Origin of the sequence: Providencia sp. PROV255, from assembly GCF_028478065.1 — a bacterium.
Taxonomy (GTDB): Bacteria; Pseudomonadota; Gammaproteobacteria; order Enterobacterales; family Enterobacteriaceae; genus Providencia; species Providencia rettgeri.
The window spans coordinates 30,131-45,084 of the sequence record NZ_JAMPMI010000016.1; the positions used below are offsets into that span (position 1 = coordinate 30,131).

At 42.2% G+C, this 14,954-nt stretch carries 11 protein-coding genes; 6 read left to right on the forward strand and 5 right to left on the reverse strand.

The annotated features are described in order from the left end of the window. Positions 1-16: 16 nt before the first annotated feature. Positions 17-847: a formate dehydrogenase accessory sulfurtransferase FdhD gene (gene fdhD / locus PR725_RS15595; protein ID WP_109912542.1), complete on the forward strand. Its 831-nt coding sequence runs from the start codon at positions 17-19 to the stop codon at positions 845-847. Positions 848-984: 137 nt separating this feature from the next. Here the strand turns inward: fdhD and mnmE are convergent, their stop codons facing one another. From mnmE to rpmH, 5 genes are all read right to left on the reverse strand, one after another. Then, positions 985-2,349, reverse strand: a complete 1,365-nt coding sequence (gene mnmE / locus PR725_RS15600; protein WP_272569708.1) for a tRNA uridine-5-carboxymethylaminomethyl(34) synthesis GTPase MnmE — start codon at positions 2,347-2,349, stop codon at positions 985-987. Between the two features lie 126 nt (positions 2,350-2,475). Next, a complete protein-coding gene (yidC, locus tag PR725_RS15605; RefSeq protein WP_004906815.1) occupies positions 2,476-4,125 on the reverse strand; it encodes a membrane protein insertase YidC in 1,650 nt (549 codons plus the stop codon). Positions 4,126-4,127: 2 nt separating this feature from the next. Beyond that, complete coding sequence (gene yidD / locus PR725_RS15610; RefSeq protein WP_036959180.1) at positions 4,128-4,388, reverse strand: membrane protein insertion efficiency factor YidD; 261 nt, start codon at positions 4,386-4,388, stop codon at positions 4,128-4,130. Next, positions 4,352-4,711: a ribonuclease P protein component gene (gene rnpA, locus PR725_RS15615; RefSeq protein ID WP_004906229.1), complete on the reverse strand. Its 360-nt coding sequence runs from the start codon at positions 4,709-4,711 to the stop codon at positions 4,352-4,354. The genes yidD and rnpA overlap by 37 nt, the downstream gene beginning before the upstream one ends. Before the next feature lie 21 nt (positions 4,712-4,732). Beyond that, the gene (rpmH, locus tag PR725_RS15620; RefSeq protein WP_004906236.1) at positions 4,733-4,876 is read right to left on the reverse strand and encodes a 50S ribosomal protein L34; all 144 of its coding nucleotides are present in this window, start codon (positions 4,874-4,876) and stop codon (positions 4,733-4,735) included. A gap of 759 nt (positions 4,877-5,635) precedes the next feature. On the opposite strand from rpmH, the gene dnaA reads away from it, so the two are divergent. The 5 genes from dnaA (at position 5,636) to PR725_RS15645 (ending at position 14,864) form a co-directional block, all read left to right on the forward strand. Next, on the forward strand, positions 5,636-7,027 hold the full coding sequence (gene dnaA, locus PR725_RS15625) for a chromosomal replication initiator protein DnaA (protein ID WP_272569711.1): 1,392 nt from the start codon (positions 5,636-5,638) through the stop codon (positions 7,025-7,027). A gap of 5 nt (positions 7,028-7,032) precedes the next feature. Next, positions 7,033-8,133: a DNA polymerase III subunit beta gene (gene dnaN, locus PR725_RS15630; RefSeq protein WP_004906806.1), complete on the forward strand. Its 1,101-nt coding sequence runs from the start codon at positions 7,033-7,035 to the stop codon at positions 8,131-8,133. Between the two features lie 9 nt (positions 8,134-8,142). Then, on the forward strand, positions 8,143-9,237 hold the full coding sequence (gene recF / locus PR725_RS15635) for a DNA replication/repair protein RecF (protein WP_004906804.1): 1,095 nt from the start codon (positions 8,143-8,145) through the stop codon (positions 9,235-9,237). Positions 9,238-9,255: 18 nt separating this feature from the next. Then, the gene (gene gyrB / locus PR725_RS15640; RefSeq protein WP_004906802.1) at positions 9,256-11,670 is read left to right on the forward strand and encodes a DNA topoisomerase (ATP-hydrolyzing) subunit B; all 2,415 of its coding nucleotides are present in this window, start codon (positions 9,256-9,258) and stop codon (positions 11,668-11,670) included. A 296-nt stretch (positions 11,671-11,966) separates the two neighbouring features. Continuing rightward, positions 11,967-14,864 carry an autotransporter domain-containing protein gene (locus PR725_RS15645; protein ID WP_272569713.1) on the forward strand — a complete coding sequence of 966 codons (2,898 nt, stop codon included), beginning with the start codon at positions 11,967-11,969 and terminating at the stop codon, positions 14,862-14,864. Positions 14,865-14,954: the final 90 nt, after the last annotated feature.

Consider the following 14,954-nt stretch of genomic DNA (forward strand, 5'->3'; position numbering starts at 1 on the left):
GCTAGGAATTCATCTAATGTATGAAACAAATACTACAAATGACTCCAAATTAACCAAAATGATTGGCTTAAATCACACAACCGTGCAACAAAAAGGCAACCTGAATTTACTCGTAAATGACTATGTAGCAGAAGAATCTCCTGTCGCTTTAGTCTTCAATGGCATATCCCATGTGGTAATGATGGCAACGCCAAAAGATCTTGAGGATTTTGCAGTCGGCTTCGCACTTTCTGAAGGGATAATACAGTCAGATGATGAAATTCGTGGAATTGATATCGTGGAAGGCTGCAACCGCGGAATTGAAGTGCATGTTGAATTATCTAGCCGTCGGTTTATGGAACTCAAAGAACGTCGCCGTAATTTAGCAGGGCGTACAGGCTGTGGTATTTGTGGCACTGAGCAACTCGATGAAATTTTCAAACCGATCGCCCCACTACCTTTCACCCAAACCTTCTCTCTCTCGCATCTCGATAATGCATTACATGAATTGAAAAAAGTGCAAGAAATTGGCGCACTGACAGGTTGTACCCATGCGGCCGCATGGATTTCACCAGAAGGGCAATTAGTCGGTGGATGTGAAGATGTCGGCCGTCATGTGGCTCTGGATAAACTTTTAGGTATGAAACATCGTAACCAATGGCAACAAGGCGCAGTACTGGTTTCTAGCCGTGCTAGCTATGAAATGGTACAAAAAGCCGCTAGCTGTGGTGCAGAAATTCTATTTGCTGTTTCCGCCGCCACTGCACTCGCTATTGAAGTCGCGGAAAAAGCCAATTTGACCTTAGTCGGTTTTTGTCGTCAAGGTAAAGCGACGGTGTTTACGCACGGGAGTCGGGTAAGGGATTAACTTTCCAACTGAAGATAATCATTTTAGATTAAGAGAAGTCAGAATAGCTTAATAGCGAATTAAGGCAGGAAAAACGCGGGGACTACCGATAAAACAAACCTACACGGTATGACGTGTAGGTTTTAGGCGATACCGCATCACTTCCCAATACAAAAACTTGAGAAAATACGGCCTAATAAATCATCAGAAGTGAACTCGCCAGTGATTTCGCTGAGTTCTTGCTGAGCTAAACGTAATTCTTCCGCTAATAACTCACCGGAGCGAGCGTTCACTAACTGGTCATAGCCCTGTTCTAGGTGAACAGCTGCCGCATTCAATGCTTGTAAATGGCGACTACGAGCAAGGAAACCACCCTCAGTATTGCTATTAAAGCCAATGGTTTCTTTTAGGTGATCGCGCAACAAATCAATGCCTTTTTCTTCGCGTGCAGACAAACGAATTAACGGATAACGAGTATTATCAATAAACTCAACTGGTTCGCCTGTCATATCGGCTTTGTTACGAATTACGGTGACCGGAAGTTCATCAGGTAAGCGCGCCATAAATTCAGGCCAAATTTCTTGTGGTTCCGTGGCATTAGTTGTAGTGCTATCAACCATAAACAGCACATGGTCCGCTTGTTCAATTTCTTTCCAAGCTCGTTCGATACCAATTCGCTCAACTTCATCACTGGCTTCGCGCAGGCCTGCAGTATCAATGATATGCAATGGCATACCATCAATATGAATATGTTCACGTAATACATCACGCGTCGTTCCCGCAATATCCGTGACAATCGCAGCCTCACGCCCCGCCAATGCATTTAGCAAGCTCGATTTTCCTGCATTTGGGCGCCCTGCAATTACCACTTTCATTCCTTCACGCAATAAACTACCTTGGCGCGCTTGGGAGCGAACTTGTTCTAAATCTGCCACCACTTCGTTGAGTTTAGCTTCAATTTTACCGTCAGACAGGAAGTCAATTTCTTCATCTGGGAAATCGATAGCTGCTTCCACATAGATGCGCAAGTGAGTGAGTGCTTCCACCAATTGGTGAATATGAGAAGAAAATGCGCCCTGTAACGAATTCATCGCTGAACGCGCCGCTTGTTCAGAACTCGCGTCAATCAAATCGGCAATTGCTTCCGCTTGGGCTAAATCGAGCTTATCGTTTAAAAATGCTCGCTCAGAAAATTCACCAGGATTCGCAATGCGAATACCATCAATCGTTAGTATTCTTCTGAGCAATAAATCAAGAATAACTGGCCCGCCGTGTCCTTGTAATTCAAGCACATCTTCACCCGTAAATGAATTTGGCCCAGGGAAGTAAAGCGCAATACCTTGGTCAAGAACAGAGCTATCCTCATCACGAAATGGCAGGTAATCCGCATAACGTGGTTTAGGGAGTTTTCCCAACACGATTTCGGCAATCTGCGCCGCTTTCGGGCCAGATACACGTAAAATACCGACACCACCACGACCGGGAGGTGTTGCCTGTGCGACGATAGTATCGTTGATTTGCATGATGTTTCTCTGTTTTGACTTAAAAACTGTTTTTTGAAAAGAATAAAGGCGACCGTGTTTGGTCGCCTTAATACTACTATAGAATCCCGCTTTGTGAAGCCATTCTCAGTTTACTGAGAAGCGAGACTATTTTTTCTCTTTTTTATCGCGACTGTGCAGACCACGTTTTTCCAGACCACGGTAAATCACTTGTTGCTGGATGATGGTGACTAAGTTACTCACGATATAATACAGAACCAGACCTGATGGGAACCACAGGAAGAAGATGGTGAACACGACTGGCATGTACGTCATAATCTTCTGCTGCATTGGGTCAGTCACAGCGGTTGGTGACATTTTCTGAATCACAAACATCGTCACACCCATCAATACTGGCAGAATGTAGTACGGGTCTTGTGCAGACAAGTCTTGAATCCAACCAAAGAATGGTGCGTGACGCAGTTCAACAGAACCCATCAACATATAGTAAAGTGCAAGGAAGATAGGCATTTGAATCAGCAGAGGTAAACAACCACCCAGTGGGTTTACTTTTTCTGCTTTATACATCGCCATCATTTCTTGGCTCATACGTTGTTTATCATCACCAATACGCTCACGCATTGCAGCCAGTTTAGGTTGCAGTAAACGCATTTTCGCCATCGAGGTGTACTGTGCTTTAGTCAGTGGGTACATAATACCACGAACGATAAAGGTGATAACGATGATAGCAATACCCCAGTTACCCACAAAACCGTGAATGAATTTCAGCAGTTTAAACAGTGGCTGAGAGATAAACCATAACCAACCATAATCAACGGTTAAGTCTAAATGTGGTGCAACTGCAGCCATTTCAGACTGAATTTCAGGACCAACCCATAACGTTGATGAATAAGTACCAGCGCCATTAGCTGCGATAGTCATTGGTTCACTCTTATAACCAATGATGGCAGATTTTTTATCAAGGTCAATGGTGTAGAAAGTACTCTTTTCAGCACTTGCCGGGATCCACGCGGTTGCAAAATACTGTTGCAACATCGCTACCCAGCCACCTTTGGTGGTTAAGTCGAGGTTTTTATCTTCGATGTCGCCAAAGCTATATTTTTTATAGTTGTTTTCATCAGAAGAATACGCCGCACCACGATAGGTATGCAGAGCAAAATTGCTGCTGCCAGTGTCACGCTCTTTAGGTAACTCGATAGTTTGTTTTAACTGACCGAAGAAAGCGAGACTCAGTGGTTGAGCGGTTGGGTTTTGAATACTGTATTCAACTTCAACAGTATATTGGCCACGTTTAACAATGTACGTTTTCTGATATATAACACCGTTATTATCAGTAAATGTCATTGGTACGCGCAAGACGTCTTGGCCTTTCTCTAATGTGAAAGTTGTAGAATCTGCGCTATACAGCGGACGTTCGCCATTATTATTTGCTGGGTTGTCTGGACCATGAAGACCAATCAAACCACTCTGTGCCTGGTAGACAAAGCCTGGATTAGTTTCCAGTAAACGGAAAGGGCTTTCCGAATGAAGGGTCGCAGGATAGGCTAACAGGTCAGCCTCATCGATATCACCACCACGAGTATTGATGCGAATATCCAGTACATCAGTTTTGACTGTGATGAGCTTACCTTGCCCACTGCCAGTTACGGCTTGAGCATCACTGCTTGGCATATCCGCTTGTTGCGAAGTTTGAACAGTTTTAACGTCCTGAGCAACTTTATCGCTCTCCCAGGCCTGCCAAACTAAGAACGACACGAACAACAAAGCGATGAGTAGAAGATTGCGTTGCGAATCCATCGTTATAATTCTCTATTATCATCAGTTTTTCTAGGTGGGACAGGATCATCTCCACCAGCGTGTAAAGGGTGGCATTTTAATACGCGTTTCGCCGTTAACCAACTCCCTTTTAGCATACCAAACCTGCGCAATGCCTCAATTCCGTAATTTGAACAAGTAGGATTGAAGCGACAACGAGGCCCTAACAACGGGCTAATTGCCAGTTGGTAGCCTCTGATCAGCATGATCAGGATTTTTGAGCCAAGCGACGGTGACGACGCCATAACTTATCCAATGCTTCCGTGATCTGTTGATTGTCGAGATTAGCGACCCCTTTCCTTACCAATACCACAAAGTCCATTGAAGGCAACTCATGTTGATGCAGACGAAAATATTCACGCGCTAACCGTTTAATACGATTTCGCTCATGAGCTCGTTTAACATTTTTTTTGGCGATGGTAAGACCGATGCGGGGATGCCCCAGCTCGTTTAGGCGACCAAGGATTGTTATCTCTGGGGAACTCGCCCTCTGCGGCTGCTTAAAGACATTATCGAAATGCCTGGGAGTTAACAAACGTAACTCCCGGGTAAAAGCGAGCGTAACCACTTGAATAGAGGGCTAGCTTTATTACTTAGATGAAACGGTCAGACGAGCGCGGCCTTTAGCACGACGGCGAGCCAGAACCTGACGACCATTTTTAGTGGCCATACGAGCACGGAAACCGTGTGAACGGTTGCGCTTCAGTACGGACGGTTGAAAAGTGCGTTTCATAACGATTTCTACCTAACTTTTAAATTTATTACTGATTCAGTAAACGCGTTGGCAACCAGTGGAAACTGATTTACACCTGTGCCTCTATCGCAACAATATAGAAAGAGGCAGGATTGTAATAAAACATAGGGGGTCACGTCAATGAAATGACGCAATCAAACCACTTTTATTTATAGCCTGGCTGACCGGTTTGCCGACATATGTTGTGACAGCCGACGAATGATTACATTCGCATACTGGCTGAAAACCTGTTTTTTGCCCCGCCCCACCTAACATTAACGTTAAAATAAAGCGATATAGCCCAACAAGTTTACCTCAGTTTCGTGTAAAAATCACATCTGTACTGTACACAGGGAGGAAGATTATACGGACTCCGACCCAAAGCGCAAGGATCTTCAAGAGATCTAAAAATATTTTTTGATCATACAGAATATTTACTGTAAATCGTCTAAAGTTATCCCCAGCATGTGGAAAAATGACGATAAATTTAGGTAGCCCAGTCTATTTCTTCTTTATAAGAGGGGCCTTATCACATTTACCTGTGGATAAAAAGCATAAAAACTGTGTAAAAGAATGGAGATCTCTGACTAATTTTGCGGTATGATCGCTGGTCTATTTCTGATCCATCGATCGGCAATATGCAGTAAGTAAGCGTTAATCTAAAATATTTTTGGGTCATAGCACTAAGAATGAGCCCGAGAAACTCTTTGTTTACATCCGTACTTCTTGTTCCATTGACCTTGTTTAGGGGAGTCCAACGTGTCACTTTCGCTTTGGCAGCAATGTCTTGCCCGATTGCAGGATGAACTACCTGCCACAGAATTCAGTATGTGGATACGACCCCTTCAAGCTGAATTAAACGACAATACACTGGCACTTTATGCCCCAAATCGTTTCGTTCTCGACTGGGTTAGAGACAAGTACATCAATAATATCAATGAATTATTGAATGACTTTTGTGGAACTGACGCGCCTGCACTACACTTTGAGGTAGGCAACAAACCGATTACAGTCGCACCGGCAACAACACAAGCACGTACAACTCAACAAGTACCTGCGTTTGCCGTTCCGTCAGCCCCAATTAAACCGAGTTGGGACAACTCAGCCAAAGTACAACCAGAAGTTGCTTATCGTTCTAATGTAAACCCTAAGCACACTTTTGATAACTTTGTTGAAGGTAAATCGAACCAATTGGCTCGCGCTGCTGCGAGGCAAGTGGCAGAAAATCCAGGTGGTGCCTACAACCCATTATTTCTTTATGGTGGGACTGGTTTAGGTAAAACCCACTTATTACATGCTGTCGGCAATAGTATTATGCAGCATAAAGCCAACGCTCGCGTGGTTTATATGCACTCTGAACGTTTTGTTCAAGATATGGTCAAAGCTCTACAGAACAACGCAATTGAAGAATTCAAACGTTATTACCGTTCTGTAGATGCGCTACTCATTGATGATATCCAGTTTTTTGCTAACAAAGAGCGCTCACAAGAAGAATTTTTCCATACTTTTAATGCGCTACTGGAAGGCAATCAGCAAATTATTTTGACCTCTGACCGTTACCCAAAAGAGATTAACGGTGTGGAAGATCGCTTAAAATCGCGTTTTGGTTGGGGCCTAACTGTTGCAATCGAACCACCAGAGTTAGAAACTCGCGTGGCGATTTTAATGAAAAAAGCAGATGAAAATGAAATCCAACTTCCGGGTGAAGTGGCCTTTTTCATCGCCAAACGCCTTCGCTCGAACGTTCGTGAATTAGAAGGGGCGTTAAATCGTGTGATTGCCAACGCAAACTTTACTGGCCGCGCGATTACTATCGATTTTGTCAGAGAAGCACTGCGTGACCTATTAGCACTACAAGAAAAGCTGGTAACTATTGATAATATTCAAAAAACAGTTGCTGAATATTATAAAATTAAGGTAGCAGATTTATTGTCTAAGCGCCGTTCCCGTTCTGTCGCGCGTCCGCGTCAGATGGCAATGGCACTGGCAAAAGAGCTGACTAACCATAGTTTACCTGAAATCGGGGATGCCTTTGGCGGCCGTGACCATACCACGGTGTTACATGCTTGCCGTAAAATTGAACAATTACGGGAAGAAAGCCATGACATCAAAGAAGATTTTTCTAATTTAATCAGAACATTATCATCTTAATTGCTATGAAATTTACAATAGAACGCGAGCAGTTATTAAAACCGTTACAACAGGTTAGTGGTCCTTTAGGTGGGCGTCCAACTCTGCCTATTTTAGGTAACCTTTTATTACAGGTGAAAGAAGGCACCCTCCAACTCACTGGGACCGACCTTGAAATGGAGATGATGGCCAATGTTGCCCTAACAGGGGAGCACGAAATTGGCGCAACCACCGTGCCCGCACGCAAATTTTTTGATATCTGGCGTGGGTTACCTGAAGGTTCTGAAATTCATGTAGAGCTGAATGATGACAGACTGCTCGTCCGTTCTGGACGTAGCCGCTTTTCATTATCCACATTGCCAGCTGCTGACTTTCCAAACTTGGATGACTGGCAAAGCGAAGTGGAATTTTCTCTTCCGCAATCAATACTGAAACGTTTAATTGAAGCTACTCAGTTTTCAATGGCGCACCAAGATGTCCGTTATTACCTTAACGGTATGCTATTTGAAACCGAAGACCAAATGCTCAGAACCGTTTCCACAGACGGTCACAGGCTTGCCGTGTGTGCGATGGATATTGGTCAATCGCTACCTTCTCATTCAGTGATAGTACCTCGTAAAGGGGTCATTGAGTTAATGCGTTTGTTAGATGGTGGTGACACCCCTCTACAACTGCAAATCGGCAGTAATAATATTCGTGCTCACGTTGGGGATTTTATCTTTACCTCTAAATTGGTTGACGGCCGTTTCCCTGATTACCGCCGAGTACTACCGAAAAATCCAAACAAAACCTTAGAAGCACGCTGTGATTTACTCAAACAAGCCTTTTCTCGCGCTGCGATTTTATCGAATGAGAAATTCCGCGGTGTGCGTTTATATTTCAGTGAAAACCAACTGCGCATTACAGCTAATAACCCAGAGCAAGAAGAAGCTGAAGAAATTGTTGATGTTAGCTACCAAGGTACTGAGATGGAAATTGGCTTTAACGTCAGCTACATCTTAGATGTCTTAAATGCACTAAAAAGTGAAAATGTGCAACTTCTGTTAACCGATGCCGTTTCCAGTGTGCAGATTGAAGACGCTGACAGTAAAGCAGCGGTGTATGTTGTCATGCCAATGCGCTTGTAATCGGTATTTATGATCCTTTCGCGTTTATTGATCCGTGATTTTCGAAATATTGAAAATGCGGATCTCTCCCTTGCTAATGGGTTCAATTTTTTAATTGGCCCCAATGGGAGCGGTAAAACCAGCATATTGGAAGCCATATATACACTCGGTCATGGCCGTGCATTTCGCAGCATTCAAGCGAACCGAGTTATTCGTCATGAGCAAGAGCAATTCATTCTTCATGGTAAACTTAGCCATTTAGATGAACAGCGAAACGACCTTTCACTAGGTTTAAGCAAAAACCGTGATGGTGATAGTAAAGTTCGAATAGACGGTACTGATGGCCATAAAATTGCAGAGCTAGCAAAATTATTGCCAATGCAACTGATTACCCCTGAAGGGTTTACTTTGCTAAATGGTGGTCCTAAATATCGACGTGCTTTTATTGATTGGGGTTGTTTTCACAATGACCCGCTGTTTTTTTCAGTATGGTCAGATTTAAAACGGTTATTAAAACAACGCAATGCCGCTTTACGGCAAGTTACTCGTTATGAGCAAATTCGTCATTGGGATAAACAACTGGCACCGCTTTCTGAGCAAATAAGCCAATGGCGCCATGACTATATTGCAGGTATTGCCGAAAATATCGAGCAAACTTGCCAACAATTTTTACCCGAATTTTCACTCTCAGTATCCTTCCAACGCGGTTGGGATAAAGAAATTGATTATTCAGAACAATTAGAGCGCCAATTTGAGCGTGATAGAGCGCTAACCTATACCGCTTCAGGGCCACATAAAGCTGATTTGCGTATTCGAGCAAATGGAACACCTGTTGAAGATATGCTTTCACGAGGCCAATTGAAGCTACTTATGTGTGCATTAAGATTAGCGCAGGGTGAGTTTTTCACCCATCAGAGCGGGCAACGATGCCTGTATCTACTGGATGATTTTGCTTCTGAACTTGATGCTGGCCGTCGCCAATTACTGGCAGCCCGCCTCAAAGCTACACAAGCGCAAGTGTTTGTCAGTGCCATTACACCTGAGCAAGTTAATGATATGATAGATGCAAATAGCAAGATGTTTAGTGTAGAACATGGCAAAATAGAAGTTCAACCTCAGGAATAGAAAGAGCAGGAAACGTTGATGTCGAATACATATGACTCCTCAAGTATCAAGGTATTAAAAGGACTGGATGCGGTGCGTAAGCGCCCGGGCATGTATATCGGTGATACAGACGATGGAACAGGTCTTCATCACATGGTTTTCGAGGTTGTCGACAACGCTATCGACGAAGCCCTCGCAGGCTTTTGTGATGATATCGTGATCACTATCCATGCCGATAACTCTATCTCCGTACAGGATGATGGACGTGGTATCCCTACAGGTATCCACGAAGAAGAAGGTGTATCAGCCGCAGAGGTTATCATGACCGTTCTGCACGCAGGCGGAAAATTTGATGACAACTCCTATAAAGTCTCCGGTGGTTTACACGGTGTTGGGGTTTCCGTTGTTAACGCCTTATCTGAAAAATTAGAATTAGTTATCCGCCGTGATGGCAAAGTTCATGAGCAAATCTACAAACACGGTGAGCCTCAAGGGCCTCTGACTGTTGTCGGTGAAACTGACCAAACAGGAACACGCGTTCGTTTTTGGCCAAGCATGGACACCTTTAAAGGTGTGACTGAATTTGAATATGATGTCTTAGCAAAACGCTTACGTGAGTTATCGTTCCTAAACTCAGGTGTTTCTATTAAGCTCGTCGATAAACGCGATGGCAAAGAAGACCATTTCCATTATGAAGGCGGTATCAAAGCCTTTGTTGAGTATTTAAGCCGTAATAAAACCCCTATCCACCCTTCTGTCTTTTATTTTTCAACTGAAAAAGACGGTATTGGCGTTGAAGTTTCAATGCAGTGGAATGATGGGTTCCAAGAAAATGTATACTGCTTCACCAATAACATTCCTCAGCGCGATGGGGGTACTCACCTCGCTGGTTTCCGTGCAGCAATGACACGCACATTAAATAACTACATGGAAAAAGAAGGCTATCAGAAGAAAAGCAAAGTCAACGCAACCGGTGACGATGCACGTGAAGGCCTGATTGCAGTTATTTCAGTAAAAGTTCCCGACCCTAAATTCTCATCACAAACCAAAGAAAAATTGGTCTCTTCCGAAGTGAAAACGGCGGTTGAAACGATGATGAACGAAAAACTGGTTGAATATTTACTGGAAAACCCGAACGATGCAAAAATCGTTGTGGGCAAAATTATTGATGCCGCACGCGCACGTGAAGCGGCGCGCAAAGCTCGCGAAATGACTCGTCGTAAAGGCGCATTAGATTTAGCTGGCTTGCCAGGTAAACTGGCTGACTGCCAAGAACGTGACCCTGCACTATCTGAACTGTACCTTGTGGAAGGGGACTCCGCGGGCGGCTCTGCAAAACAAGGCCGTAACCGTAAGAACCAAGCCATTTTGCCACTGAAAGGTAAAATTCTAAACGTAGAAAAAGCGCGTTTCGATAAAATGCTATCTTCACAGGAAGTTGCAACCCTGATTACGGCATTAGGCTGTGGTATTGGCCGTGATGAATACAATCCTGACAAACTGCGTTATCACAGCATTATTATCATGACGGATGCGGACGTCGATGGTTCGCACATTCGTACGTTACTGTTGACCTTCTTCTATCGCCAAATGCCTGAAATCGTTGAACGTGGCCATATCTTTATTGCTCAACCACCACTGTATAAAGTGAAACGTGGTAAACAAGAGCAGTACATTAAAGATGACGATGCGATGGACGATTACCTGATTTCTATCGCCCTTGATGGCGCAGAGCTGCATTTAAGTGCCGAAGCGCCAGCTATGAAAGGTGAAGAACTCGAAAAACTGGTTGTCGAATATAATGCCGCACACCGTATTATTCGTCGTCTTGAGCGCCTTTATCCTCAAGCCCTACTTAACAGCCTGGTTTATCAGTCAACCTTGACTGAAGATGATTTAAAAGTCAGCGAAAAAGTGGAAGAATGGGCTAAAACGCTGGTTAAGCGCTTAGAAGATAACGAACAATTCGGTAGCACTTATAGCTATGTCATTAATGAAAACCGTGAACGTCAATTATTCGAGCCAACAATCCGTATTCGTACCCATGGTGTTGATACCGACTATAACCTCGATTTTGACTTTGTTCATGGCAGCGAATACCGCCGTATCACTCATTTAGGCGACTTAATCAGCGGCTTAATTGAAGAAGGTGCTTATATCAAGCGCGGTGAACGTCGCCAAGATATCAGTAACTTTGAAGAAGCTCTGGCTTGGTTAACACGTGAGTCTCGTCGTGGCCTATACGTACAACGTTATAAAGGTCTTGGTGAAATGAACCCAGAACAACTTTGGGAAACCACCATGAACCCAGAAACGCGCCGTATGATGCGTGTGACGGTGAAAGATGCGATTGCAACAGACTTACTATTCACCACATTAATGGGTGATGCTGTTGAGCCACGTCGTGCATTTATCGAAGAAAATGCCTTAAAAGCAGCGAATATTGATATCTAATTATTCAGCTAACTAAATAATATTTAATAACCCCATCCGAAAGTTTGGGGTTATTTTTTTGATTTTTTCTATAATTATTATCTTATTTTTATGATTTAATTAAACCAATAATAAAAAACAAAAAAACGAAACTAATCAATACAAAACCACTTTACAAAGGAAAAAAAATTAAAAAATAAAGCTTAACGCTCTAATTAATAAGATTTTTTTATTTTCAAAACTGTCATAAAAAATAAACATATTATAAATAAACTCCGCAAAATAAAATTTTTACCAAGAGCATCGGCGGAATTATAATGAGAAAAACTTTTATTTCAGCATCAATGACTTTATTGCCATTCATATTCATGAATACTCTAACAGCTAAAACTAATATTTTAGAATTAGAGAAAAATATTATTGATACAAGAGGTGTATGGCTTGAAGACATTAAAAATAATATTATTAATAATACGCCTAAAGAAGGCAGCGAAGTTGCTGAGCAAGATAGGCTTATTAGTAACGAATACATCAATATCACTGGTGAGCGGGAAAGTTTAGCACTCGCAGATAAATCCCAAGACTCAGGTTATTTATTTAACAGTTATCAAACGATACTGTTTGGTAAACATGATATTAATCTAAGAGATCATAACCAATATAAAGCAATCAGCTTATTACATGATACAAGTACTCGTGCCTATGATGAAAAAAAACAACGTACTAGGTCAATTGATTTTATTCTAAAAGATCATTTTAAACGCGGTCGTCCTTATCAAGTATTGGATGAAGAAGGTCACTATATTGCAGGCTATTCACAAATACAGGGCTCATCTTACCCTAGTGGCCATACGTGGAATGGTTTTAAGCAAGCTGCGGTATTGGCGATGATTTTTCCTGAAAAAGGCAGTGAAACTTTCAATCGAGCTATTGAATATGGTGAAAGCCGTGTGATTGTTGGCGCACACTTTGCCACTGATACAATCGCTTCTCGTGTAGGTAATTATTATTTATTGTCACAGCTCCTATCCGATGAGAAAAATACCAAATTCATTGTTGATTCGGCAAAAAATATTCGTAATGATATTTCATCATCATGTTCAAATAACATACTAAATTGCCTAACAGCTTCTACTCCTATAACCAATGACCACATGGGTTATTATGGAAAAAAAGAAATACAAAATATATCAATGATCGAGCCTAAAAATATACCTAAAACGGCAGGTTATTTACTTCGATTACGTTTCCCTTACTTGAATAATGCACAATGGGATCATATTTTAGCCAGTACCGCATATCCAAGCCAATCAATTGCAGGTTGGAATATCAAAGAAAATGACCCAAACTCCTATTGGGGATTAATTAACTTACCTGCGGCTCATCAGGGTCCCTCTTATTTATATGAAAATTTTATCATTAATCAAGATACTAATGACTTTGATATTGCCAATTTTGGAAAGTTAGATGAATGGAAAAATAATATTCAAGGGACTGGAAAGTTAACGAAACAAGGCCAAGGGACATTAGTATTGTCAGGTAATAATACCTTTGCTGGCTTCACAGTAAATCAAGGCCATTTAGTCTTAACCGGCGAAAATAAATATTCGCAAAAATCCGACATTAATGGCGGAATGGTTACCCTTAAAAAACACTTAGACTCCGCAGTTGATATCCAAAAAGGAACGTTAGTTCTAGATGATGGAAAAATCGGTGCTTCTGTTAATATTAACCGCCACGGTTTACTTATGGGCAATGGAAGCATTCGACAATTAACCGCCAACCAAGGTGCTGCCGTTGCACCCGGCCACTCAATTGGCACAATTAACATTGTTGATTCTGTGACTTTTGCTCCGGGCGGCCATTATGTGGTTGAAATCAATCCAGCAGGTCAAAACGATCGGATCATCAGCCAAGGCTCTGCTTCATTAAAAGGCGGTACCGTCAGTGTCACTCTTGAAAATCAAAATAGTCCGCTCTCTAAGCAAGATATCAACCGCTTATTTAGTACAGAATATACAATATTAAGTGCTCAAAAAGGGGTTGATGGCCAATTTGATGGAGTTGTGCCTAATTACCAGTTTATTGGAACGACACTAAATTACACTCCCAAAGAAGTCACTCTTAAAATAGGGCGTAATAACACCGCATTTTCTAGTGCAGCAGCAACGCAAAACCAAATCGCCGTGGCTAAGGCTATTGAAACGCTTCCTACGTACCATACGCTTTATGACCGCACATTGAAAAGCCAAACAAAACAACAAGTTCGAGCAATATTTCACGATGTCACTGGGCAAATATACGCTGACATATTATCCAACCAAATAAATAATAGCCGTCAGATTAAAGAGGCACTCCTTGATCAAGCTCGATTGTCTGAATCATGGAGTAGCGAAAACAAGGGCAATGTATGGGCAAAAATGCTCTATGATTGGGATAAAACAACTGGCGATAACAATGCCTCTGGGTATCAATCATCAAATTATGGTCTATTGCTTGGGGCAAATAGACGTTTTATTAACGACAAAATGACTTTCGGTATCGCCGCAGGCTTTAGCCAAAGTGACTTATCTGGCCATCTTGGCCACGGTAATAGTAATAACTACCATGCTGCCATTTATGGTAGCGCTTTATGGCAGCCGCTTGCGGTTCGTGCAGGGCTTAGTCACACTTCACACCTCATTCATACTGAACGTACAATCAGTAATGGTACGAGTCACTCTGCAAGCTATTACACTAATACCCATCAGGCATTTATGGAGCTGGCCTATCCAATCCAATCAAATTGGATGAATATTGAGCCATTTACCAATTTCACTTATATTAGTGCGATGAACCATGCAATTAATGAGAATATTAGCAGCACATCACTGCAGGCGCGTAAGCAACGCATCAATACAACGCTTTCAACTATTGGGCTACGTCTTGATAATCAATGGAAACTAGGTAAAACATCAAATATTGGTTTGCATGGTGAGCTTAACTGGCAATATCAATATGGGAATCTGAATAGAGGTATAAAACTGAATTTTTCCGATACCACGAGCTCATTTATGACACAAAGTGTTCCTACATCACGCCATGGAATGGCATTAAAAGTCGGTACCGATATCAATATAAAAGAAAATACTAAGCTATCAATTAATTATAATAAATTTTTATCAAAAAATTATAGCGATAACAATATTGATGCCAAAATTGCGGTAACTTTCTAAATCAATATCTCACCTCCCCTCGCAAGTTGTGAGGGGCAGGTCATGACTAAACATCACGAGATTTTACAGTTTTTTACGCCATTATTTTGA